This window comes from Deltaproteobacteria bacterium (assembly GCA_019308905.1).
In the GTDB taxonomy this organism is placed as follows: Bacteria; Desulfobacterota; BSN033; order WVXP01; family WVXP01; genus JAFDHF01.
In genome coordinates, this window is record JAFDHF010000004.1 from 95,472 (window position 1) to 119,654 (window position 24,183).

The window sequence follows — 24,183 nt, forward strand, 5'->3', positions numbered from 1 at the left end:
GTGGATAAGCCACCCTCTTTTTCTTCGATGAGGTCCCAGATATTATCGATGTGCTGAATATCTTGACCAGGCGGGCGTGGCCTCAATCCTTCAGAAGCCTGTACGTCCTCTGAATCAGCCGGTTAAGGAAGTCTTCTGGTTCATCCACGGCCTCTCTGGTGAGTATAAACTCCTGCATACCTGTCTTGTCTCGGATCAGCTTCAGGCCGTGTTCGTAATGCTGGGAGAACTGGTCGCAGATCGTCGAAACATCGACGGATTCATCCAGGACGAGCTCGATGATCCTATCGATCGCCCCCTCATCAAACTCGATCTGGATATTGTGTCTCTCGGCGAACCGCCGTTCATAAGCGTGGATCTGATCGGTGATACTCACCGTCTCCTCATAGACGGTCTGGATGTCCAAGGCTCTGGAAATCACGTGACTGGCGATCAGGTCGATCCTGTTGTCTCCAAAAACGACACCATAGCGCGTCAGGAAATCTTTCTGCCGTTTCCGGATCAGTTCCTTTATGGCTTCCTTTTCCTCGCCTGCAACCCGCTCGTAGAGCCTGTCATTGTCCTCACCGCCGGACAAGACTTTCTCCAGCTCCCCCTGTGGATCATCCACCATGGCCGGTGTTACCACGAACCGACTGATCCCCGTGGAAGGCAGCTTCTTCTCGAACTTGAGAAGTACCTTTTCCACAGCGCTTACCAGACCCCGTGCACCGGTCTTCTCCTCATACGCTTTCTCTGCCAGTCGATAGAGGGCCCTGTCCTCGAAGAGAACGTCGATTCCGTACGCCTTGAAGTCCCGTTTCTTGCCGATGATGATCGGGTTGTTCGGATTCTTCAGAATCTGGTAGAGATCGTCCACCTCCAGCCGGTCGAAAACGACGGTGACCGGCAGCCGTCCGATGAACTCGGACTCGAACCCGTACTCGATCAGATCCTCAGCCTTCACCTCTTTCAGATAGGCCACCCTCTCGTCCTTGGACCTGACCTCGGCGCCAAAGCCGATCCCCTCCCTGTTGAGCCGCCTCTTGATGTTCTCTTCCAAATTGCTGAAGGCTCCGCTCATGATGAAGAGGATATTCCGGGTATTGACCGTCTTCTTTCCCCTCTTCCCAGTCTTCCGGTACTGCTCAATGGCTTCAAGCTGTGAGACAGGATCATGAGGGACCCTGAGGTCCACCTCTGTCTCCTCCATGGGTTTGAGGAGAGCCCGCTGGACCCCGGTTCGAGAGACGTCCGGTCCGATCAGATTGTTGGACGAGGCGATCTTGTCGATCTCATCGAGATAGACTATCCCGTACTCGGCGAGCTTGATATCTCCGTCCGCCTCATGGACGAGATCACGGATGAGGTCCTCTACGTCACCCCCCACGTAGCCGGTCTCGCTGAACTTGGTTGCATCCCCCTTGACAAAGGGAACCCCGATCTTGTTGGCGATCAGTTTGATCAGATAGGTCTTACCCACCCCTGTGGGGCCGATCATGATGATGTTGTTCTTGATCCGCCCCACCTCTTTGCTCCCCCCTGTCCTGGAACGCTCTTGAAACTTGATCCTGTTGAAGTGGGTGCAGATCTTGGTCGCAAGAATCTCTTTGGCCTCGTCCTGTTTTACGACGTATTCGTTCAGATAGGCTTCGAGTTCCTCCGGCTTCATGTCGAACTTGATCTGGGCAAGACCCTTGTCGGACTTCCCCTCTCCGTCCCTGCCGGTCCGGTCCCTGTCGGTCCTGGGGAAAAGCATGGGTACGACCAGCTTCACCCTGTCGCCGTACTTCTTACCCAGATACTCGTTCAGCTCCTTTTCCAGTTCCTTCTGGTCAGGTATCTTGGCGCTCTTGATCTCGTCGTCTGTCATGACTTTCAATACCCCTGCAAGATCACCAAAATAGTATAAACCTTCAACCCTGGATTTTCAAGGAATAGCGCCAGGCAAAAAGGCCGTCCCTCCATGGAAAGTGGCCAAGGAGGCAGACCGAGCCGGGCCTCACCAGGCCCTCTGGACAGAGGCCGACCCCTGGCAGAGAGGCCTCCCCCAGCAGAGCTGCCTACCCGATTCGTCAGGCCTTTCCATGGGTGACAAACTCGATGATCTGATCCCTACCGAGACCCGCCAGGCCCAGATCCTTGAGACCTACACCGTGGGCCCTGTAATCGAAGTCGGCAAAAATCCGAAGTATTTCTATGATCGCCTTTGTTACCGGAACTTCGATCCCGACGACCTCGGCGAGTTGCTCCAGGGGTACGAAGAAATAGCAGAGATCTTCCCTCAAGACTCTCCTGTTCCCACCGTCGTTGGTCCAGCGCCGTGTGTGAGGGTTCGTAACGTTACCGAAAATCTCGTATAGACTCCCTCCCTCGTAACCGTAAGCCCTCCTCATCCAGTCGAGGTACGTGATCGTTTCACACCCAAATGCGCGGGCAACCATTATCCGTTCCTGGTCGAAGGCGTCTGCGAGCTTTCCGGCACACATCGATATCTCGCCGTAGAATCGGAACTCCTTTGACCGTTCGAAAAAGAACTCCGCCTTTGGGATGTTGATCTGCGCATGAACAGCCGGATTGCCCGGGTGGAGATTGTTCTCCAGCACGTGCTTGGACAGAATTAACTGGGGGTAGACTCTCTTGAGAAGTTCGTAGGCGCCGGGGTTTCTCGTTGCGGGCCAGGCCGATACCCTTATGTCCCTTTTGAAATTATAGATGTGGGCAGCGGCAGGCCCGACCTTTCTGCTAAGATAGGGCATGATGTTCTCTTCCACGAAGGTTATCTTCTCCAACAGGTTACCCTTCTCGAGCAATTCCCTAGATCTCAGAGAAGCCCAATACCCCGTGGTCACCACGACGGTCTGACCCTCGACGAAGTATGGGGAAAGAGCTGCGACTATTCCATCGACCGCCATGGCCGGGGCGTTGATCATGATCAGCTCCACATCGCGAAGGGCTTCTTCGGCCTCGTCTGTGATCACTTCCAGCCGGGCCAATCCCGTCTTGCCGGAGTACGTATTGCCCGTCAGCATTATCCCGCCCGATCTACGGATGGGATCCAGGTTATCCTTGAAGTCCGGAAACTCGTAGAGGCTGACCCTGCATCCATAGAGGGCAAGGTCTGCCGCCATTGCCATCCCACCGCTTCCGCACCCGCAGACCAAAAGATTCGGCAAATCCCGCATAAGATCACCTCCTCGTCAATGGAGTGTCCAACAAGGAAAGGTAGGAATCACTCGGAATGACAGATTCCAGGACAAGGCAGGAAGAGGGACGGTTTCTTCAGGATCTTTTTCGGCCGTAGACCCGCTCTTCGATCCTCTTGGCCGTCGGTGTCGTAGACAGGCCCGCCCCCAGCGTGTCTCGGAGCCTCGGATCCATCAGCTCGCCGACTTCCTTCATGGCGCCTATCACCTCGTCTGGCGGAATCACGCTTCGGATGCCCGACAGGGCCATGTCGGCCGCTATGAAAGCATTGGCAACGGCCCCCGCGTTTCGCTTGATACACGGGACCTCGGTCAGGCCCGCCACAGGGTCACAGACCAACCCCAGGATGTTCTTGAGGGCGATGGCCACGGCCTGACCGCACTGATCCGGTGTTCCATCTGCAAGCTCGACCAGGGCGGCGGCTGCCATGGCCGACGCCACGCCGCACTCGCCCTGGCATCCTCCCACCGCACCGGAGATCGTCGAATTTTCCGCAATAATCAACCCCATTCCCGCCGCAGCGAAGAGAGCCTCCACGAGCCTGGAATCGGAAATTTTCCTGTCCTCTCCCATGGCCACCACCGTTCCTCCGAGGATTCCGCAGGAGCCCGCCGTGGGGCAGGCCACCACGCGACCCAGAGCCGCGTTCACCTCCGCCGACGCCAGTGCCAATGCAGATGCCCGAACCAGGGTGGATCCCGATAGCGTCCTGCCCTCCGTCCTCGCCTCGTCGAGGGCCTTGCCGCTTCCACGAACCAGCCCTGCCACGGTCTTGGGAACCTGAGAAACCCCGGCGTAACCGGCCTCCCTCATTACGCGCAGGCACCGCTCCATCCGACCCCTCACGGCCTCTTCTCCCTGGCCGGTATTGTTCTTCTCATACTCGATCACGGCCTTACCCACGGAAATCCCCTCTTCAGCCGCCTTCCCCACCAGATCCTCGATCTTGCCGAAGAATTCCAGTCCAAACCCCTTGCCCTCGATGACGGGTCTGAAATAGAAGACCTCTCGACCTCCACCACGGAGGGAGGCGACCGCTCGGCTGGCCTCTTCTTCAGAGACGGTGTCCGAACGAAACTGGGCACAATCCCCCTCTTCTCTCAAGACACACTGCCACCCGGGTCCAAGGAGGACAGAGGCCTTCTCGGTCTCCTCTTCCAGGCAGAGGATCTCATGGTGGTCTCCGGTCATCTCCACGGAGAATCCGTTGACTTCCTCGATGACGATGTTCCCTCCACCGATGGTCTTGGCCCGCACCTTGCTCGATGAACCGTCCCGACCCTTTTGGATGACAACGACCGTGCTCGGATGTGCACCTGGAATCGTAACCCTCTCGCACTCCACGGTGATGCCCTTGGCCTCGGCGATCTCAAAGGCCTTGGGGATCCTCTCGTCGTCCACCTGAAACCCCATGAGCCCTCCCAAGATCCCTGCATCCGTCAGATGAGTATGGTACACCTCGGCCAGAGAACCGTGAAACTGGAGGCGTACATCCCGAGGATCGTATCCTGTCATCTGGCCGGCCATAAGCCCGATCCGTACGGCTCCGGCAGTGTGAGAACTCGATGGCCCGATCATGATGGGACCGATAATGTCAAAAAGCCCGTACTTGCCCATTGCCCTGGTTTCCTCCTTATTCGGCGGGAGTCAAAGTCTGATCCGGAGAGACCGCACCGGACAGCAACGAGTTCTCCCACATACGCGGACCCCTGTCAAGATCGCCGATGGAGAAAACACCCCCTCCTCCTTGTTCGCATCTTGACAAAATCCGCGGGTCTGGTACCATAGCCCTCACATCATGCTTGCCCTGGAGGCTCCCAAATGAGGATCGTTGACATAAGATGTCATGTCATCGAACTGCCCTTCTCACAAGAATTCCAGGCCGCCCATTCCACGACCCCTATGAGATCATTTCAAGAGTATCTCGTCGAGGTCCTCACGGACGAGGGCATCACCGGAATCGGGAGCAGTTGGTTCTACCGACTTATTCCGAACTGGCAGAGATATCTCGAGGAATCCGTAAAACCCTTTCTCCTGGAAGAGATCCGCGATCCCTGTTCCATCGAGGAATTCGTCACCCATTTCCGCGTCATGCCGTTTGGAATCGAATCATCACCACGACCGAGCTGTATCGAACTTGCACTCTGGGATATCGTGGGGAAAAGGGCGCAGTTGCCCGTCTACAGGCTTCTGGGCGGAAAGAGAAACAAGGTCAAGGCCTATGCATCGGTTCTCGAGCCCTATCCGCTGTTCAGCACAGACCAGTGGGTCGACTTCGTCAAGAGGATCCACGAGGAAGGATTCAAGGCGATAAAACTCCACATAGGTGCACGTTACGACGACCCGAAGAGTATCCTGGATGTCGTGGAGGCCATAAGAGCTGAGCTCGGTGATACGATCGAGATCATGATCGATGTCATGCAGGCATGGCTCCCGAGGGGATACGATTTCGCCTCGGCCCTCGAGCTGGCAAGGGGGCTCGAAAAATACGAGGTGAGGTGGCTGGAAGAGCCGCTGCCCCACTCCAACAACCCCGCGTTGAGTGCGAGACTCTGTGATGCCGTCGATATCGAGATCGCAGGGGGAGGAGCCATGTTCGGGTGGCCTGCCTATAGGAATCTACTCGCCAGCGGCGCGCTCGATATCGTACAACCCGATGTCCAGTTCGCCGGAGGTATCTCGGAAGTCAGGAAGATAGCCTTTCTCGCCGAGATCTACGGGAGGCGCTGCATACCGCATTTCTTCGGCACAGGGCTGGCCTTGGCGGCGACCCTCCATGCGTGCAGCCTGATCGATTCCCCTTATGTAGAATACCCCTATCACCCGCCTTACATCACGCCCGAGATCAGAGACGCGATTTTGGACGATCCGATAAGGATAGACGAAAACGGGTATGTCGATGTTCCAGAAGAACCAGGGATCGGTGTCAGGTTGAAAGACTCCTGGGCGGATTATCTCTGCCGGTAAAGGGGCCACCCTTTTGTTCACTCCAGAGGAAAGGAGGGATGGTATCTTCCACAGACGGGAGGTTGCACCCTGTATCTCGGTGTTGCCTGTTGCTTTCATAACGCTCAGCAAAGGAGGTGTGAAAGATGGGAGATGAAAAAGGCATTAAGAGACGGGACTTTCTAAGAATGACCGGCGCCGCCGTGGGGATCGCCGCTCTGGGGGGAGCGGATTTCTCAATGGCCGCTGCAAAACTCGGCAAGAAGGTCGAAAGGTCGAAGCTCATGACCACAACGGCCACCTTCGATCCCGTGAGACCGGAGATGGCCAGGGCGATCTGCGAGGCCTTCTCCAGGCACCTCGGCTGGGACGCCGAGCCCTATCCCATCGATTATAATCAGAACGTCCAAAAGGTGATAATGGAACACGACTATGACATGTGGCTGGTCCGCTTTACGGGATCATCCATACGAATCGACCCCAATGTGTTTATCTATAAGGCTCATCACTCTTCGCAGTACAAAAAGGGCGGCTACAACTGGGCGGGCTACAACAATCCCGAACTCGACAGGCTCGCGGAGGAGCAGCAGAGCGAGATGGACCGTGAGAGGAGACAGGAGATCGTCTATAAGGCCCAAGAGATCATCCACCAGGACCAACCGGAAAATGTTCTGGTAAACCCCTATATGACCAATGCATACCGGACGGACAGGCTCAGAAACCTGGTCCCCCAGATGGGTGAGGGGATAGGTAGCTTCTGGACCGACGTGGAAATGGAGGTCGTCCAGGGGGACGGCTATGTGAGAACCGGGGCTACCGTCGCGCTGAAGAACCTGAATCCCATCGCGGTCAAGGACGCCAACGAATTCAAGGAGCTGAGGATGATCTACGACCGGCTCTTCCGGATCTCCCCAAAAGGTGTGGCCGAGCCCTGGGCAGCAAAATCGTTGAGCGTCGTGAGTCCTACCGTAATCGATATGACCCTCAGGCAAGGGATGAGATTCCATGACGGCCAAGAAGTGACGGCAGAAGATATCAAGTTCACTTTCGACTACTACAAGACATGGAAGGCTCCCTTCTTCCTGGAATCCCTGAAAAAGATCAAGGCCATCGAGATCACCGGCAGGTATTCCCTCCGATTCGAACTGACCTCTCCCTATGCGCCGCTCATCCCGAACCTGTTCGGCAGCATCTTTATCCTTCCCAAGCACATCTGGAAGGATATTCCCGAAAAGGTCGACGTGGAAGATCCGCTCAAGTACCCTAACGAGAAACCCGTCGGCAGCGGGCCCTTCCGGTTCGATTACTGGCAGAGGGGAGCCGAGTTGAAGGTCTCCGCCTTCAAGGAGCACTTCCACCCTCCGAAGTGCGCCGGCATAATCAGGATCGTCTATGGCAGCCACGACTCTATGGCGGCCGCCATCGAGAAGGGGGAGTGTGACCGGACCCGCTACATCTTGAAGCCGAGCCTCATGCAGGATTTGAACAAGCTGCCGAACGTGGCGGGCAGAGGCTACCCGAGCCACGGTTTCTACGATCTCTCATATCACACCAGGAGGCCGCCCTTCGATGATCCGGCCTTTCGCAGGGCAATAGCCCATGTCTTGCCCAAGGGGATAATAAAGGACGTCATACTCGACGGACAAGGAGACCCCGGAGGGTCGGTGATCGCGCCGGCGAACGAGTTCTGGCACAATCCCTCTGTAAAACCTTTCCCCAGGGACATCGAGATGGCCAGGCGGATTCTGAGGAAAGCCGGCTATGGCTGGGACAAGCACGGCAAGCTCCACTACCCGCCTGGAAGAGGCGCATGATCTCCGAGAAAACCGGGGCGGCGGGGATATCCCTGCAGCCCCCGCCAGGGGTGAAGAAGAGCGATGCGGGAGTATATCATCCAGAGGATCGCTTACACGTTCGTCACGATCTTCGTGGTAGCCTCGATCCTCTTTCTCATATTCAGGATGTTGCCGGGGGATCCGACCGCCCAGGTGATCAGCCCGGCCCTGGACGAATCGGCACAGAAGAGGTTGAAACAGGCCTTCGGACTCGACAAGCCCCTCTACGTTCAGTATGTCCTCTATCTCAAGAACCTGACTCTTCTGAACTGGGGGAGATCCTTTACGTCATCATACAAGGTGACAGACATTCTCTGGTACAGGTTCTGGAATACGGTGTTCCTCATGGGGGCGGGGATGTGTTTCACCCTCGTCGTGGGACCGGGGCTCGGGATGATCATGGCGTGGAAGAGAAACAGCCCCCTGGACGTGGGGGCCACCGTGGGTGCCTTGATCTTCCAGTCGGCCCCGCCTTTCATCACGGGGCTGGTCCTGCTCATGGTGCTCAGCTACCGTCTTGATCTCTTCCCCACAGGAGGCATGCACACCCCGGGCTTCCATCCGGAGAGCCTGGTTGCCCAGTTCCTATCCCGAGACTTTCTCCACCATCTGGTTCTCCCGACCGTGACGGTCGCCCTCTTCTACCTGGCGACACCCATGCTGATCATGAGAGACAGCATGCTGGAGGTCCTGGGAAGCGATTTCATAGAACTAGCCAAGGCAAAAGGGCTCGCGCCCCACGTGGTGATGATCAAACATGCCGCCCGCAACGCTCTGCTCGCTGTGGTCACGGTATCCTCGATCATGATCGGCTTCGCCATCGGAGGCCAGGTCATCGTGGAACAGGTCTTTTCCTGGCCCGGCATGGGCCGGCTCATGGTGGAGGCTGCTTCGGCCCATGATTACCCCGTTGCCCAGGCGACTTTTCTCAGCCTAGCCGCATTGGTGATCATCTTGAATCTGGCCGCGGATATCGCTTACTGCTACCTCGATCCGAGGATCTCTCTTGGCAAGGAATCCGTGCCGTGAGGCGGTCCGGCTGCATGAGGGGCCAGGACCGGGGAACAGAACCTTTCATCGGAGCGTGCGCCCGCGGTGGAGGAACCGATTCCCATGAAGATAACCATGATAGAGCTTTCCCATGTCTCCATCCCCCTGGCCAAGCCGTACAGGTTGTCCAAGGTCTACGGGACGGTCAGAGAGGCTCAGGCCGTAATAGCCCTTGTCCACACGGATCAGGGTATCATCGGCTTCGGTGAGGCCGATCCCCTGCCTCCTTTCACCGACGAGTCGGCCGGTGGGGTGATGGCCGTCATACGGGACTGCCTGGGGCCGGCTCTTCTCAACGAGGACCCGACAAGGATCTCGTTCCTCTGGAAGAAGATGGAGGGAGCCATACACGGCAACCCCATGGCCAAGGGCGCCCTGGACACGGCCCTTTACGATATCCTGGGAAAGCAACTCGATGTGCCTGTCTACACGCTGCTAGGCGGATCCTTCAGATCGAGGATAGAAGTCCTGTGGCCTCTGGGAAGCGGAAGCCCCCAGGAGGACACCGAGCAGATAGAGGAGAAGTTGAATGAGGGATACAGAACCTTCATGCTCAAGATGGGAGCCCTTCCCATACCTGAGGAAGTCGAGAGGATAAGGGCCGTAAGAGAGCGCTTCGGGTCGGAGATCCATCTCATGGTCGACGTGAATCAGGGATGGAGGGTGGAAGAGGCCCTGGAATTCGCATCCGCCTTAGGAGGTTACAGACTCGACTTCATCGAGCAGCCCGTGGCTCGGAGGGATCTGAAGGGACTCGGAAGAATCCGGGAGAGGTCAGGATTTGCCGTATCCGCGGATGAGAGTCTGGTCACCCCTTCCGATGCCGTGGAACTCATCGAGCAGGAGGCCGTCGATATTTTCAGCGTCAAGGTTTCCAAGAACGGGGGGATTTCCCAGGCCAGAAAGATCGCTCTTCTTGCGGAAGTTTCAGGGATAAGGTGCCTCGTGAACAGCATGCTGGAATTTGGAATCTCCCAGGCGGCAGCCTTACATCTGGGGGCCGCAATGCCGAATCTCCTCGACTGCGGGCACTGCTACATGTCGACACTACGCATGGCTGACGATATCACCGATTTTTCGGCCCACGTAAAGGACGCGACGGCCGTACCTCCCGATAGCCCGGGATTGGGAGTCCATGTCGATTCGGAGAAGGTGGAGAAGTACCGTAGAGGATATCTGAAGATCAGCTGATCAGAGGTTCAACAGGCCGAGCCTCTGTTCAAACCGCCGCCACGGAAGGAGGACCGAGATGGGAGAACAAGACCTGAGGTTTGCGGTGCTGGGATCGGGCAATTCAGGGCATGCCTTTGCAGCCGATATCTCGCTGAAAGGGTTCCGTGTCAACCTGGCCGACCTGCCCCAGTTCAAAGCGAACATAGAGGCGATTCGAGAAAAGGGGGGGATCGAGATAACAGGTGAATCGAGCAAGGGCTTTGCCAGATTGGATATGGTAACTACCGACCTCGAAAAAGCAGTCAGAGGAGTTGACATCATCCTTATCGCAGCGCCTGCAAACGCCCATGAACCATTCTCAAGGGCCTTGGCCCCTTTTTTCGAGGACGGGCAGTTCATCGTCTTCGTGTCCAATTTCGGGGCACTCAGGTTCAGGAACTGGATGGCCCAGATGGATGTGAAGACCGATGTCACACCCGTTGAAACCCAGAGCCTCGTCTATGCTACCAGGTTCCGCAGCCCGGGCAGTGTCGAGGTATTCGCCGTGAAGAACCAACTCCCGGCAGCCGCACTCCCTGCCAGACGTACAGGGGAATTTGTCGAGAAGATGTCCCGGGCCTTCCCCGAGATAGTTGCCGGCGAGAACATCTTGTTTACGAGCCTGAACAATCTCAACCCAGTGGTTCATCCTCCCATGACCCTTCTGAATACCGGCAGAATCGAGTCGACTCTCGGCAAAGGCTGGAACCTCTACGGCGACGGTGCAACGGAATCGGTCGCCAAGGTCATGCTGAGTGTGGACGCTGAGAGAATGGCCTTGCTCGATCTTCTCGGGGTCGGCAAGAGCCCCATAAAGGAAAGCTTCACAAGGTTCTACAAGAAGTACGGGGTGGAGGGAGAGACCCTTTCCCAGTTGCTCAGAAAGAGTCCCATCCACGCCAACCCCACCATGTCGGCACCATCCTCGATGAATGACCGCTACGTGACGGAGGATATTCCCTTCGGGCTCGTCCCGTGGTCATCCATGGGGCACATGTGGTCGAGCCCCACCCAGACGATCGATGCCGTCATACAGATCGCGTCGGTCATAGAGGGGGTCGACTATTTCAAAGAGGGTATAACCGTAAAGGAACTGGGGATCGAAGGAATGAGCCCTGAACAGGTCAGAGACATGGTTGAATGACAAGGAGGGGGCGGCTTCAAGCCCCTCTCGGATGGTGAGCCCGGATGGTGTTGAAGAGTCTCAGGAGTATCGGTGAGTTTCTTCTCGAACAGTACAGGATCATCAGGGTCCACAGACTCGGATCCTTCGGGTCCATGACTATACTGTTCTTCTTTCTCGTTGCGTGTTTTGCTCCCTTGATCGCCCCCCATGATCCGTGGGAGTACCTCTATGACGCCAGTGGAAAGATCGCCACGATGAAGCCGCCTTCGCTCAGGTATCCCCTGGGTACGACTCTCATGGGGAGGGATGTGCTCAGCCAGATCGTCTACGGGGCTCGGACAACCGTGATGATCGGCCTGGTCTCCGGACTGATATCGATCGTCATCGGAGCCGGCATCGGCCTCTTTTCAGGGTACTACGGGGGGACACCGGACGAGCTTCTCATGCGATTCACCGATATCATATACGGCATGCCCTTTCTGCCCTTTATCATCGTTCTGATCTCCCTGTTCGGGAGAAACATCTGGTTTGTCATCATCGCCATCGTCTGCATCGTATGGCGCACCTCGGCACGGGTGGTGAGGGCACAGGTCCTGTCCCTCAAGCAGCGGCAGTTCATCCAGGTTGCCAAGGCCAGGGGCTGCACCGATCTGAGAATCATCTTCCGCCACATCGTGCCGAACATCCTCCCCCTTCTCCTTCTTTATACGGCCTTCAACATCGCATGGTCGATTCTGGCCGAAGCGGGAGCGAGCTTCCTGGGCTTCGGCGACCCGAACGAGTTGAGCTGGGGCGGGATGCTTTACGATCTGTGGATCTCCGGCAAGACAAGGTCTGCGTGGTGGTGGTTCGTATCCCCCTCCGTCTGTATCATTCTGCTGGTCAGTGCGCTGGTCTTTGTCAGCCGAGCCTACGAGGAGGTGGCCAATCCCCGTCTGAAGGAGCGCTGATTTGCTTCTGGAGGTAGAGGATCTAAGGACCCAGTATCATACCAGCCGTGGAACCGTAAAGGCGGTCGACAGGGTGTCGCTGTCTATCCGGGAGAGGGAGGTCTTCGGCCTGGTGGGCGAATCGGGCTGCGGAAAGTCGACCCTGGTCAAGACCATAATGCGCCTGCTTCCGTCGAACTCCTTCAGGTCTGCCGAGAAGCTGGCCTACAAGGGAACCGATCTTCTCTCCACTCCCGACAGGGAGTTCAGGGAAAGAATCCTCTGGAAACAGATCTCCCTGGTCCCGCAGAGTGCCATGAACTGCCTCGACCCGGTCTATCGGGTGGGCGATCAGATTGCAGAAGCCATAGAGGCCCACTCCGACAACGGGGCCAGCGCTGACCGGAGGGAAACCCTGGAGAGAGTGGAGAGACTCTTCGATATAGTAGGCCTGGAAAGAAGACTGCTGAAGAGCTTTCCCCATGAATTCAGCGGTGGAATGCGCCAAAGGGCCATGATCGCCATGGCCCTCGCCTTGAGTCCCGGCCTGATCATCATGGACGAACCGACCACGGGGCTGGACGTACTCGTCCAGGAACGAATACTCCGGAGGCTCGCTGAGATAAGAAACGAGATCAAGGCATCGATCCTCCTCATCACCCACGACATATCGGTGATAGCGCAGATGAGCGACCGGGTGGGAGTGATGTACGCGGGAAGGCTGATGGAATGCGCAGAGGTTCTGGAACTCTTCAGCCGCCCCTTCCATCCATACACCCTGGGTTTGAAGAACGCCTTTCCCAACATCCGTGCCATGGAGCAGAACCTGATATCCATCCCGGGCTCCCCGCCCAATCTGATCGGAGAGATACCAGGATGCGTATTTGAGCCCCGCTGTCCCTTTTCGATCCCGGAATGTGGACAGAAGAGACCCGAGGTGAGGGAAGTGGAAAGGGGCCACTTTGCCGCTTGTATCCGCACAGATGAAGTGGAGATGCTCCGCGAGTTGGCTGGAGACAAGAATACATGGCAATCCTCGAAATCGATCAACTGAGCAAGTACTTCACCCTAAACCCCGGTATCCTGGCCAGGATCCTGAGTGCCAAACGGATCAAGCTGATAAAGGCCGTCGACGGCGTCAGTTTTCGGGTCGAGGCGGGGGAGATTCTCGGAATAGCGGGAGAAAGCGGCTGCGGCAAGTCGACCACCTGCATGCTCATCGCCAGACTCTACGAGCCCACGGGGGGCGTCATCCGTTACAAGGACCGGGACATCTCTCACATGACCAAGGCCGACCTAAGGGAATTTCGGCGCCAGGCCCAGATCATATTCCAGGATCCTTACGAATCGCTCAACCCCAGGTTCACGACCTTCGACCTGGTGGCAGAGCCCCTCCGGGCATTGACGGTCCTGAGCAAGGCAGAGGTCAATGCAAGAGTCACCGAGACACTCGAGCTCGTGGGGCTGAAACCCGAGGAGTACAGGGACCGTTATCCCCACCAGATGAGCGGAGGAGAAAGACAGCGGGTCGGCATTGCCCAGGCCCTGGTCTTGAACCCGGAACTCGTCATCGCCGATGAACCCCTCTCCATGTTGGATGTTTCGATCCGGGCAGGGATCCTCGATCTCATCAGGGACCTCTCAAAGAGGATGAACTTCACCTGTATCTACGTGTCCCACGACCTGTCGATCCTTTCCAATATCTCCGAACGGCTCATGATCATGTACCTGGGCAAGATCATGGAGCTCGGAATGACCGCCGACCTTATCCAGAACCCCCTCCATCCCTATTCCAGGGCCTTGATCTCCGCGGTTCCGGTCCCGGATCCTTCGATCAAGAGGGAGGTCCCCAACATAAAGGGAGAGGTATCAAAACCCGTCGATCTGCCTCCGGGCTGCCGCTTCGAGCCCCGTTGTCCGGACTCGGCCCCTATCTGCCGGTCCGAAACGCCTCTTCCCAGGGAACTGTCAAAGGGGCACTGGGTTGCCTGCCACCTCGTGTGAGAGGAACTGGAGAGGATCAGGAACCGCGATGTTCCTCATTTTCGGCTGTAAACCAAGCAGAGTACAAAGGAGGATGAACCGGTGAACCAAGAGACCCTGTTACTCTCGAAGGAAGACGTAAAGGCCTGTATCGACATGACCAGATGCCTCGACATCGTCGAACAGGTCTTCAGGGCCCACGGGGAGGGAAAAGTCGTCATGCCCGCCAAACTCGGCCTCGATCTGGGAGAGACCGGTGGGTGGCCTCCCTATGATGCCTTCATGAATGCAATGCCGGCCTATGTTGGTCCCTTCGACGCGGCCGGACTCAAGTGGGCCGGAGGGTGGAAGCGCAACCCGGCAAGAGGCCTTCCATACGTGATGGCCACGGTTCTGCTGATAGACTGCGAGACAGGACGGCTCCTGTCGGTCATGGAGGGGAGCCACATCACGAACCTGAGGACAGGGGCTGCGACCGGCGTAGCCGCAAAATACCTGGCCCGCAAGGAGGCAACAACAGCCGCGATTATCGGGGCGGGGACTCAGGGGAGAATGCAGGTCCGCGCCCTCTCGGTCGCATTCAACCTGGAAGAGGTCAGGGTAATCGATATCAGGCGGGAAGCCTCGGAAAGATTCGCTCTTGAGATGGGTAAGGAGCTCGGCCTCAGGATCCGACTCGCAGAAAACGCGCAGCAGGCCGTCGATGGGGCCGATATCATCGTGACCGCTACCGTGGCCCATGAAATCCTCGTGAGGAGGGAATGGGTATCCCCTGGTGCCTTTATTGCCTCTGTCGGCTCGTATCCGGAACTCGATCCCAGGATTATCTTCGATGCCGACAAGGTCCTGGTGGACAGCTGGGCCCAGAACAGACACAGGGGTGAGCTTTCGGTTCTGGTCGAAGAGGGCAGATTCACAGAGGATCGACTCTACGGGGAAGTCGGAGAAGTCGTAGCCGGAAAGAAGACGGGGCGCGATAATAACGAGCAGATTCTCGTGGCCTGTTTGATCGGCCTTGGCTCCCACGATGTCGGGTGTGCCCACTTCGTATACCACGAAGCGGAAAAGCGCGGGATGGGGACCCGTTTCTCCTTTGGCCAGGACCAGTTCGACTGAATGTGCAGGACGCTTGCCTCGCTCCTACACCTGGGAGCGATCCCGGGTCCTGGGAGGAGAGGTCCGGCCCTCCGCCCGCCTCCCCCGTGCGGCCTTCCGCGACCCTCGGCCTCGATCACGCACCCGGGCCCCCAACATAACGGGCGGCTATGTCTTGTATGAGAATTATTATCTTGAAATTTTCAGGTGCCTGTGGTCTCTATCATCAGTACACCGGCGGGAAGGCCTCTCCGGAGAGGGCTCCTGCTTGGAGGAGGAGATGGAATCATGCCGGATTTCCTCGACTTCATGGAGCGGGCCGTTACCGGCCCTATCGTCTCTGAACACGATTTCTATATGAAGACCCTCATCCCGAGCATCAGAAGGCTTCTGGATGACTTCGATATCAAATACGACCCCACAAGCCCCCTGCCGTGGGACGACAACCTTGCAGACCGCCTGTTTGAGGCGGCTATCGAACTCCTGGCCGCCACAGGCGTTTACTGCGACGGGACGAACCGTATCATTTCCATGGACCGGGAGGAGATCAAAGAAGCGCTCGAGGGCCTGCCAGAGGGCCGGACCTTCGGCGAGGGAAGCGAGCGCCGCCTCTTCGTATCCCGGAAGCCTGGAGACAGCCGCCCTCCCTGGTGCCACGTGGGAACGGGCATTGTCGCCTCCTCAGAGGATATCGCCACGGCCGAGGTGGAGGGGTACGGCAGGATTCCAGAGGCCAATTCCATCAGCATCCCGGCCCTCAACCGGGTCAGGGGGATGCCGGTCATCGGAGGGTCCCCCCTGGAGATTCATGCAACGATCAACTCCGTCCAGGCCGGACGCAGGGCGCTCTGGCGGTGCGGCAGGCCCGGCCTTCCCATTCTCAATCTCATATCCTCTGCGACCACGGCCGTGGCGACCATCGCCGGCACCCACCCCACCTTCGGCCTTCGGCCTTCGGACGGTTGGCTTATAGATGTGATCGCCGAGATGAAGGTCAACTTCGAGACTCTGAACCGGCTGGCCTTCGTTCTCATCACCGGGGGGAACGTGGGATCCGCGGCCCTCCCCATACTCGGAGGCTATGGCGGAGGGCCTGCCGGAACGGCCCTCTTGATGGCGGCTTACTACCTGGTCGGGATACTCCTCTTCCGGGCCGTCTATCACCTCACCGGACCGATCCATTTCAATCATGGCTGTTCAACCACCCGGGGCTGCCTGTGGGTCTTCTCGGTAGTCGGACGGGCCACCAGCCGGAATACCAGGTTTCCTGCCATCGGCCTGGGCTATTCCGCAGCAGGGCCGTGCACCCGAATGTACTTCTACGAAACGGCCGCGGTCAATCTCTGCTGCGTGACCTCCGGATACGGAGGGGTCCAAACCGTCCATCCTGCAAGGGCGGTCATCGAGGACGGGGTCACCCCCCTGGAAGCCCTTTTCAACGTGGAGACGGCCTATGCGGCAACGGGCATGGAGCCCGAGAGGGCGAACGAACTGGTCGACCGGCTCCTGGAAAAGTACGAGAAAGATATCGAAAATGCACCTCCGGGAAAGCGTTACCAGGAGTGTTACGACATGGGGACAAAAGCTCCCCTGGAGGAATACGTGAGACTTTACGGCGAGACCAAGGAGGAGTTGGCCAAGATGGGAATCCCCTTTGGGCGGTAAGGGTAAGGGGAAGGCACCTCTGAAGGAGGAAGAAGTCTATGGAAAAGCAAGAGATCATGGAGAATCTGGCCAGGGGCGTTGTGGATGGAGACCCCGAGGCGTGCCGGCAGAACGCCAGGGAGGCCCTCAGGGAGGGGATAGATCCATTGGATGCGGTGGAGCAGGGACTTTCCGGGGGAATGGGGGTGGTGGGAGACCGTTTTGAACGGGGCGAGGTCTATCTGCCGGAACTCCTGATGGCAGCGGATGCGTTCAATGCGGCCATGGAAATCCTCCGGCCCGAGATGGAGGCCCAGAACAAGGAGCTCGCCAAAATCGGCACGGTTCTTCTCGGGACGGTAAAGGGAGACGTACACAATATCGGCAAGAACATCGTGGCCACCGTCTTGGAGACCCGCGGGTTCTCGGTGGTGGACATGGGAGTGGACATCCCCTCATTGGGCTTTATCGAGGAGGCCAAGAAGGTGAAGGCCGACGTTATCGCCCTCTCATCCCTAATGACCACGAGCATGCCGGCCCAGCGTGAGGTCATAGAAACCCTCAAGGAGATGAACCTGAGGGACAGGTACCTGGTGATCGTGGGAGGCGGACCGGTCAGCAAGGAGTGGGCCGACCAGATCGGTGCGGACGGATATGGGAAGTCGGCCGTGGAGGCTGTACAGATCATAAAGGGCCTCCTCGCTACAAGAGGCTAGTTCCACAGCCGCCTGGACCATCAAAGCAGTTGGTCGGCTCAAGAATCTTTAGTGTTTGCCCCTCGATTCCTGCATTGCCCCAAAGGCCTTGACCCGTCCACGGCAGTTGTGCGATGCTAATGCATTCCTCCTTTTACTGCCCGGTGCTTAGAGGGTAGGTCAGCCAAACCAACCCAGGGGGGACCGGCGAGGAATAGCTATCGGCTCGTAACCCCTCCCTTTCCATCGAGACAGAGAGGCGACCTTGAAAGAGACCGGGGAAACCGAATACTTGAGATCTCTCATCTCGGAAAACTACGACATAGGGGAACTGATCGAAGCCAGAAGGTCTGCCCGTGGATACGTCAACACGAGTTATGAGATCATAACAGGAAAGAACGGCAGAGACTGCCGGTATTTTCTCCGGAGATACAGGGAAGATATAGAAGAAAAGGAAGTCAGGTTTGAACACTCAATAATCGAACACTTAATGAGCAAGAACTTCAGGGCCGTCGCGGGGCTTGTCTACACCAGGGAAGGGAGAAGTTATGTCCGGAGATTTGTCGAGGAGCAAAGCGGTGGAGAGCCCCTGCTTTTCGCCCTTTTCGATTTCCTGCCGGGGGAGGACAGATACACCTGGGATAACCCAGCTTGCAAAAGGAAGGAGATCGAAAGCGCAGCGGCCCTTCTCGCCAGGTATCATGACACGGTTTCCGACCTGACCCCCTCAGGAAGACGAAAGGAGGCCAGGATCATAGATCTGTTGCATCAGTTGGGACATTGCCTGAGAAACTGGGCCGACATGGCGGGAACTACCGTTTTTGATGCCTGTTTTCTGGCCAACTTCGACTACATGCTCAATGCGGTCAGGCGAATCCGAGCCTCTATCGAAGGGAGAGAATACGAAAGAATGGTCCAACTGCCGATCCACTGCGACTATCACCCTGGAAACCTCAAATTCCAGGAAGAAAAGGCAACCGGCCTTTTCGATTTCGACTGGTCAAAAATCGATGCCAGGTGCTTTGATGTAGCCCTGGGCATAACGTACTTCTGTTCCGAATGGGGACGAGAAAGTGAGGGGGGGCTTCGACTGGACAAGATAACGATCTTTCTGAGCAGCTACCAGAAGGCTCTTCAGGAAGGGGAATTGCTACGGCCACTCGATGAGGCAGAAATCAGGTACCTGCCCTCCATGATTGGGGCGAGCAACGCCTATATTCTGCGCTGGGTGCTGGGCGACTTTTATGCAAAGCGGGGCGATCCTCAAAGGTACCTGCTCTATCTCCAGCATAGCATGGAGTTGATGCGATGGTTCGAGAGCAGGTCTTGCCGGACCCTGCTGGAAGAGACTATTATGGAATCTTCAGAGCCCGCAGCCTGTGCCGGGTCCTGAAGATCTTCGGCGACCGGCCGGGTTTGGAAGCAGGGATCAGAGAGGGGAAGGGCCATTTTTCAGTGCGACTAACTGCCCTCTTTTCAGCGGAGCCCAGAGGCGAGGATAGATTCAAAGGATCGGTCTCTTATAGAAATCATAAAGAAAGGAACGAGCATGGAGAAAAAACCCCTTATCGCCACCGAACTTCCCGGCCCCCGTGCCAGGGACCTATTGGAGCGGAACAAGAAGTACCGCTACCCCCAGGGACCCTTCACCCTCGAATTCGTTGCAGAAAAGGCGGAGGGGGCCTTTATCGAAGATGTGGACGGAAACCGCTTTCTCGATTTCATGGGAGGCATAGCCGTGCTCAGCACCGGGTCCTGCCATCCCAGGGTGGTCAAGGCGGTGCAAGACCAGCTCGGCAGGTTCCTCCACGTGGGTCCTCTGCTCTTCTTTGATGCCGAGGTCCGCCTTGCAGAGAAGATCACGGCACTGGCCCCCGGAGAGACTCCCATGAGGGTTTTTCTGGGAAACTCGGGGACCGAATCGATCGAGGCGGCCCTAAAGGTAGCAAGGTACAAGACCAAAAGAGGGGCGATAATCTCCTTCACAGGATCTTTTCACGGAAGGACCCTCGGAGCCATGTCGGTCAGTGCGAGCAAGGTCACCCACAGAAAGCACATGGGCCCTCTTCTCCCGGAGGTCTACTTCGCTCATTTTCCGTACTGTTACCGGTGTCCCTTTCATCTGGCCCGCGAAGAATGCGGGCTTTACTGCCTCACGTACATCAGGGAGGTACTCTTCCAAAAGGTAATCTCCCCGGAGGACGTCGCCGCCATAATCGTGGAACCCATCCAGGGGGAAGGGGGCTATATCGTCCCACCACCGGAATTTCTGCCCGCTTTGAGAGAGCTCACCCGGGAGTTCGGGATCCTTCTTATCGCGGATGAGATACAGACAGGGGCGGGCCGAACCGGCCGGTTCTTCGCGGTGGAGCACTGGGAGGTCGAGCCGGATATCATCTGTCTGGCCAAGGGGATCGCCTCTGGATTGCCCATCGGCATCATGCTCGCCAGGGAGGACGTTTTGGCTTGGGAGCCAGGTGCCCACGGGACGACCTTCGGAGGAAACCCACTCTCCTGTGTGGCGAGCCTCGAAACCATCGACCTCCTCACCGGCGGGCTCATCGACAGTGCCGCCCAGGTGGGCCGATGGATACTCGACCGGCTCAGAGAGATGCAGGAGCATTACGAAATCATTGGCGACGTGCGGGGAAAGGGGCTGATGATAGGTATCGAAATCGTAAAGGACAAAAAGACCAAGACCGTCGACCCTGACAGGCGGAAGGAGATCATCAAGAAGGCTTACCAGAAGGGGCTCATCCTGCTTGAGTGCGGTGCCAGTGCAATTCGCATATGCCCGCCCCTTGTGCTGAGCCGGGAGGAAGCCGACCTGGGGCTCTCGATTCTCAGGGAGTCGATTGAGGCGGCCTCCGTTTCCCAGTCATAGTATGGAGTCTCCGGAGGGGCCTTCAGTTCAACGGACCGAACACTCTGCTCCACGTCCATCCCCAGCATCCTTGGAGCTGGGGCAGCTCAGCGGTCCCTCAAGTGGACTTATCGATAGACCGAATTTCCTGGAATTCCAACCGACCTAGATACCGTCCAGGACGCAGAGCAAAACCCTGATCAAGAAATGGGTTAACACTCCGGTCATTCTTGTATGTAGGTGACAATATAAACACAAGAAGGTTTTCGTGAAACATCGAGCTCATCTACCTGGTGATCAGAGGAAGCTGTGTAGCCGACTTACCCAGGTCGTCCCGTCTCGGGGATTGATGCGAGACGGTCCTGTTGTTGACTCTCGCACTAAAATGGTTGCAGGAAACAAGACGTGGTCCGGATTATGAGATCACGATTACTTTGCCAGGCTGCAACCAACGGGTGACCCGATCTTCTGTCTCAGCCATTGCAGAAAAGCCGGCGCCGCCAAATCTTACGGCTTGTAAACTTTTGTAACCGGTGGCCCTGGCTTCTTGTTGTAGCGCCTGACCCTTAGCGAGATTCGCTACATACTTTATGTTGTGATCAAATCCTTCAAGGCTGATGAGACCCGGAAGATCTATCCGCGTATCTACTCCAAGCGGCTGCCGCGGGACGGCCAAAAGACTGCTTTGCGAAAGCTTCGCGTGCTGAACAACGCAAAGACCTTAGGGGAACTTCGATCTCCGCCGGGCAACCGCCTGCCATGGTGGCGAAGGTATTCCTCGAAGCCGAAAGAAAAGATCCTTACCTCCCACGCACGGCCACGCATGGACGTTGCAACTTCGCGAGAAAGCAAAGCTGCCGACGAGCCGCTGACAAACACTTCGACCTTCTCGGTGTCGAGAAGTCGGCGTACAAACCGCTCCCATCCATGCACCACTTGGATCTCATCCAAGCACCAGAGGACCGTTTCACGGCCGCGCAGAGCGGGAAATCGGCGATAGTATTCCTCAACTACCAAGGAGAAATGCTCAACGCTGAATCCGACGAGCCGTTCATCCTCAAAGTTCAGATACGGAAGCCGCTCCCGGGCAATTCCCCGCTCGACCCACGCTTGCCTGATCTGGTTCAAGAACGTCGTCTTACCTGCGCGGCGCATACCAACAATAGCCGTTGCCTTACCAGGTAGCGTCACGCGCCCGGCTAGTCGGCGGGGGGTCATTGGCGGAAAGGGACTACTGAAAGAGTTGAGTAGTTGCTCGACGGCTCTCTGGCGGAGGTAGGCCGAGTCTGGTTCAGTAACTGTCATCCCGGTTTCTCCTTTCTGGAAGGAGAATATAGCGAATATTTCTCCTTCTTTCAAGGAGAAATTTAGCCTTCTCAGCCCACATTTCCTTGCTCGTACGAGGAAATCTCAGGCGTAGAACTCAAACCCTCTATCCGTATCCGGGGGTCAGCCCTTGACGGGCTGTTGCCCAAATATGAAGGGTCACCAAAATTCCCCACAACTACCCAACCGCGTGTGGGGTAACGATGTAGTTGGCAATCTCCTCGGCCATTTCTTATCCCGCACCGCTCTAAGTATCCCGTCCGTGAGGCGTTTCCCTTTGCTGCCGTTGGGATGCAGAGCCGCAACGGTATTTTCCAAACGCAGACAACCGGACCGCGCTCTTGCAGCCCCTTGATCCCCGTCTGGAGACCCTGTCGTCTATCCGCTGGCCTGGACCAGCCTCGCCGCGTTAAGACGATCCGGCGTAGTGACCCTCTGAGCTTCTTTCCAATGGGCTCAGATCTTGCATTTTCCAATCTAGTTCAGAAACCAGGGTTAGTCAATTCGCCCAAAGAAGGCCATGGGACCAAGCCAATGGGTGTCCGGCTTCAACCTTCGCGAACCTTAACGACGCCCGTGTTTCTCACAATTTCCACCATAAGTCGTGTCCCCCTCTTTCTCCCTTCCTTAGGTCCTCTGCCGTAAGGCTACAATAGAGAACTCAGGACTGCCAACAGGACGCTGTCAACAATTCTCGTAGCAACCGGACCCAGCGATCCTGAAGAGATTTGGGGAGGAGAGCATGAGAAGTACGAGGGTGCCAGATCAGGAGAAAAGTCAATTTTCAAGCCCGGCTCCATTGGCGCACCCTGACCATGCCCGAGATGCTTCCAAAAAACAAGATTTGCGCCTACCTGGGTAGGCCTTCCACCTACAAGGCCGCGCCGCGCGGCCTTGCCAGGCCGCAACTCGGTGACTCCCATCACCGTACACGAAACCGACCACCGGAGGCAGGGAAGCGGAAACCCTGGGGGAAGTGTGCCGGCGAAAACTGATAATTCAAGACCTGACCCCAATGCTTGACCCCAATGCTTGACCCCAATGCTTTCTTGACATTTCTCTTGATAACGGATAATGTGAAGTCCTTGCAAAGGGGTGGAGAACGCATTTTTATGAGATTTTCGATACTGTGGTGGTATTCGTTCAGATGCTCAATTCTTGGCCCTGGGCCTTCTGGAGGGTAGGGAGCAAGACAGGATTCAGGCAAGGGCCATGGGCGCAGTCCATGGCCTTTTTTTGAGGACGGAGGGAAAAATGGAAAGGATTTTCAGCGGAATTCAGCCCACAGGGGAGATCCACATAGGAAACTATCTCGGGGCGATTCAGAACTGGGTGAAACTCACCGAGTCCTACGATTGCATTTACTGCATTGTGGACTACCATGCCATCTCAATCGAGTATGAACCCCTCCTCATGCAGCAAAGGATCCTCGACACGGCTTTGATAAACATCGCCTGCGGCCTGACAAAGGAAAAGTGTGCCCTCTTCGTCCAATCCCATGTCCAGCAGCACACGGAACTCGCCTGGATATTCAACTGCTTGACCCCGGTGGGAGACCTTGAAAGGATGACCCAGTTCAAGCAGAAGGCAAGACAGCATCGCAAGAACGTGAACATGGGGCTGCTCGACTACCCCGTGCTCCAGGCTGCGGACATCCTGATATACAAGGCCGGCTACGTCCCTGTGGGAAAGGACCAGTACCAGCACGTCGAGCTGACCCGCGAGATCGCCCGGAGATTCAATTCCAGATTCGGCCAGGTCTTCCCCGAACCCCAGGTCCTGGAGTCCAAGACCCCAAAGATACTCGGCCTCGACGGAAAACAGAAGATGTCCAAGAGCATGAACAACTATATCGGCATGCTCGAATCCCCTGATGCGATTTGGGAAAAGCTTCGCACGGCCGTGACCGATGTCGGCAGAGTGAGACGCCACGATCCGGGTAATCCAAAAAAGTGCAACATCTACAGCCTCCATCGGGCCTTCTCGAACACCCAAGAGGTCAAGCAGGTGGCCCGTGATTGCCGGAAAGCCGCCATAGGGTGCATAGACTGCAAGAGAATTCTATGGAAAAACATGGTGGCCCACCTCGCTCCCATCCAGCAGAGGGCTCTCGAGCTCCAGGGCGATATCGGCTCTGTCAAGGAGACCCTGGCCGAGGGGGCCGATCGCTGCCGGGCGATAGCCTCGGCGGTGATGAACGAGGTCAGAGACAGGATGGGTCTTACCCCTTCCAAGTAGAAAGAGTGGAAAGGCAACCCAGAGGCACCAGGAACGGGGAAGCAACCCTTTCCAA

At 56.9% G+C, this 24,183-nt stretch carries 18 protein-coding genes; 14 read left to right on the forward strand and 4 right to left on the reverse strand.

Annotated features, from left to right (window positions below; translation table 11 throughout):
* Positions 1-82: 82 nt before the first annotated feature.
* From JRJ26_02910 to sdaAA, 3 genes are all read right to left on the reverse strand, one after another.
* Positions 83-1,852 (reverse strand): AAA family ATPase, encoded by a 1,770-nt coding sequence (locus tag JRJ26_02910; protein MBW2056426.1) that lies wholly within the window; start codon positions 1,850-1,852, stop codon positions 83-85.
* A gap of 202 nt (positions 1,853-2,054) precedes the next feature.
* On the reverse strand, positions 2,055-3,164 hold the full coding sequence (locus tag JRJ26_02915) for an NAD/NADP octopine/nopaline dehydrogenase family protein (protein MBW2056427.1): 1,110 nt from the start codon (positions 3,162-3,164) through the stop codon (positions 2,055-2,057).
* 97 nt (positions 3,165-3,261) lie between these two features.
* Entirely contained in the window at positions 3,262-4,803 is a 1,542-nt protein-coding gene (gene sdaAA, locus JRJ26_02920) for an L-serine ammonia-lyase, iron-sulfur-dependent, subunit alpha (protein ID MBW2056428.1), read from the reverse strand.
* 204 nt (positions 4,804-5,007) lie between these two features.
* Between sdaAA and JRJ26_02925 the strand changes: the two genes are divergently transcribed.
* From JRJ26_02925 to JRJ26_02985, 13 genes are all read left to right on the forward strand, one after another.
* Positions 5,008-6,153, forward strand: coding sequence for a mandelate racemase/muconate lactonizing enzyme family protein (locus JRJ26_02925; GenBank protein MBW2056429.1), 1,146 nt, complete (start codon positions 5,008-5,010; stop codon positions 6,151-6,153).
* Between the two features lie 125 nt (positions 6,154-6,278).
* On the forward strand, positions 6,279-7,946 hold the full coding sequence (locus JRJ26_02930) for a twin-arginine translocation pathway signal protein (protein MBW2056430.1): 1,668 nt from the start codon (positions 6,279-6,281) through the stop codon (positions 7,944-7,946).
* A gap of 63 nt (positions 7,947-8,009) precedes the next feature.
* A complete protein-coding gene (locus JRJ26_02935) occupies positions 8,010-8,996 on the forward strand; it encodes an ABC transporter permease (GenBank protein MBW2056431.1) in 987 nt (328 codons plus the stop codon).
* 84 nt (positions 8,997-9,080) lie between these two features.
* Positions 9,081-10,208, forward strand: coding sequence for a mandelate racemase (locus JRJ26_02940; GenBank protein ID MBW2056432.1), 1,128 nt, complete (start codon positions 9,081-9,083; stop codon positions 10,206-10,208).
* A gap of 58 nt (positions 10,209-10,266) precedes the next feature.
* Complete coding sequence (locus JRJ26_02945; protein ID MBW2056433.1) at positions 10,267-11,373, forward strand: NAD/NADP octopine/nopaline dehydrogenase family protein; 1,107 nt, start codon at positions 10,267-10,269, stop codon at positions 11,371-11,373.
* Positions 11,374-11,417: 44 nt separating this feature from the next.
* Positions 11,418-12,305, forward strand: a complete 888-nt coding sequence (locus tag JRJ26_02950; GenBank protein MBW2056434.1) for an ABC transporter permease — start codon at positions 11,418-11,420, stop codon at positions 12,303-12,305.
* A 1-nt stretch (position 12,306) separates the two neighbouring features.
* A complete protein-coding gene (locus JRJ26_02955) occupies positions 12,307-13,338 on the forward strand; it encodes an ABC transporter ATP-binding protein (protein ID MBW2056435.1) in 1,032 nt (343 codons plus the stop codon).
* The gene (locus JRJ26_02960; GenBank protein ID MBW2056436.1) at positions 13,311-14,288 is read left to right on the forward strand and encodes an ABC transporter ATP-binding protein; all 978 of its coding nucleotides are present in this window, start codon (positions 13,311-13,313) and stop codon (positions 14,286-14,288) included. Before JRJ26_02955 ends, JRJ26_02960 begins: the two co-directional genes overlap by 28 nt.
* Before the next feature lie 81 nt (positions 14,289-14,369).
* The gene (locus tag JRJ26_02965; protein MBW2056437.1) at positions 14,370-15,383 is read left to right on the forward strand and encodes an ornithine cyclodeaminase family protein; all 1,014 of its coding nucleotides are present in this window, start codon (positions 14,370-14,372) and stop codon (positions 15,381-15,383) included.
* Between the two features lie 267 nt (positions 15,384-15,650).
* A complete protein-coding gene (locus tag JRJ26_02970) occupies positions 15,651-17,027 on the forward strand; it encodes a monomethylamine:corrinoid methyltransferase (protein ID MBW2056438.1) in 1,377 nt (458 codons plus the stop codon).
* A gap of 38 nt (positions 17,028-17,065) precedes the next feature.
* Positions 17,066-17,722 carry a corrinoid protein gene (locus JRJ26_02975; GenBank protein ID MBW2056439.1) on the forward strand — a complete coding sequence of 219 codons (657 nt, stop codon included), beginning with the start codon at positions 17,066-17,068 and terminating at the stop codon, positions 17,720-17,722.
* A 244-nt stretch (positions 17,723-17,966) separates the two neighbouring features.
* Positions 17,967-19,094, forward strand: a complete 1,128-nt coding sequence (locus tag JRJ26_02980) for a phosphotransferase (protein MBW2056440.1) — start codon at positions 17,967-17,969, stop codon at positions 19,092-19,094.
* Between the two features lie 156 nt (positions 19,095-19,250).
* A complete protein-coding gene (locus JRJ26_02985; GenBank protein ID MBW2056441.1) occupies positions 19,251-20,585 on the forward strand; it encodes an acetyl ornithine aminotransferase family protein in 1,335 nt (444 codons plus the stop codon).
* 624 nt (positions 20,586-21,209) lie between these two features.
* Here the strand turns inward: JRJ26_02985 and JRJ26_02990 are convergent.
* On the reverse strand, positions 21,210-21,923 hold the full coding sequence (locus tag JRJ26_02990; GenBank protein MBW2056442.1) for an AAA family ATPase: 714 nt from the start codon (positions 21,921-21,923) through the stop codon (positions 21,210-21,212).
* A gap of 1,221 nt (positions 21,924-23,144) precedes the next feature.
* On the opposite strand from JRJ26_02990, the gene trpS reads away from it, so the two are divergent.
* Entirely contained in the window at positions 23,145-24,128 is a 984-nt protein-coding gene (gene trpS, locus JRJ26_02995; GenBank protein MBW2056443.1) for a tryptophan--tRNA ligase, read from the forward strand.
* Positions 24,129-24,183: the final 55 nt, after the last annotated feature.

What these genes read in the sequence shown, in the direction of transcription:
- JRJ26_02940 (MBW2056432.1), top strand. Translation starts at nt 9,081, where the DNA reads ATGAAGATAACCATGATAGAGCTTTCCCATGTCTCCATCCCCCTGGCC.
- JRJ26_02970 (MBW2056438.1), top strand. Translation starts at nt 15,651, where the DNA reads ATGCCGGATTTCCTCGACTTCATGGAGCGGGCCGTTACCGGCCCTATC.
- JRJ26_02910 (MBW2056426.1), bottom strand. Translation starts at nt 1,852, where the DNA reads ATGACAGACGACGAGATCAAGAGCGCCAAGATACCTGACCAGAAGGAA.
- JRJ26_02985 (MBW2056441.1), top strand. Translation starts at nt 19,251, where the DNA reads ATGGAGAAAAAACCCCTTATCGCCACCGAACTTCCCGGCCCCCGTGCC.
- JRJ26_02945 (MBW2056433.1), top strand. Translation starts at nt 10,267, where the DNA reads ATGGGAGAACAAGACCTGAGGTTTGCGGTGCTGGGATCGGGCAATTCA.
- JRJ26_02950 (MBW2056434.1), top strand. Translation starts at nt 11,418, where the DNA reads ATGGTGTTGAAGAGTCTCAGGAGTATCGGTGAGTTTCTTCTCGAACAG.
- JRJ26_02915 (MBW2056427.1), bottom strand. Translation starts at nt 3,164, where the DNA reads ATGCGGGATTTGCCGAATCTTTTGGTCTGCGGGTGCGGAAGCGGTGGG.
- sdaAA (MBW2056428.1), bottom strand. Translation starts at nt 4,803, where the DNA reads ATGGGCAAGTACGGGCTTTTTGACATTATCGGTCCCATCATGATCGGG.
- JRJ26_02960 (MBW2056436.1), top strand. Translation starts at nt 13,311, where the DNA reads ATGGCAATCCTCGAAATCGATCAACTGAGCAAGTACTTCACCCTAAAC.
- JRJ26_02925 (MBW2056429.1), top strand. Translation starts at nt 5,008, where the DNA reads ATGAGGATCGTTGACATAAGATGTCATGTCATCGAACTGCCCTTCTCA.
- JRJ26_02935 (MBW2056431.1), top strand. Translation starts at nt 8,010, where the DNA reads ATGCGGGAGTATATCATCCAGAGGATCGCTTACACGTTCGTCACGATC.
- JRJ26_02975 (MBW2056439.1), top strand. Translation starts at nt 17,066, where the DNA reads ATGGAAAAGCAAGAGATCATGGAGAATCTGGCCAGGGGCGTTGTGGAT.
- JRJ26_02930 (MBW2056430.1), top strand. Translation starts at nt 6,279, where the DNA reads ATGGGAGATGAAAAAGGCATTAAGAGACGGGACTTTCTAAGAATGACC.
- trpS (MBW2056443.1), top strand. Translation starts at nt 23,145, where the DNA reads ATGGAAAGGATTTTCAGCGGAATTCAGCCCACAGGGGAGATCCACATA.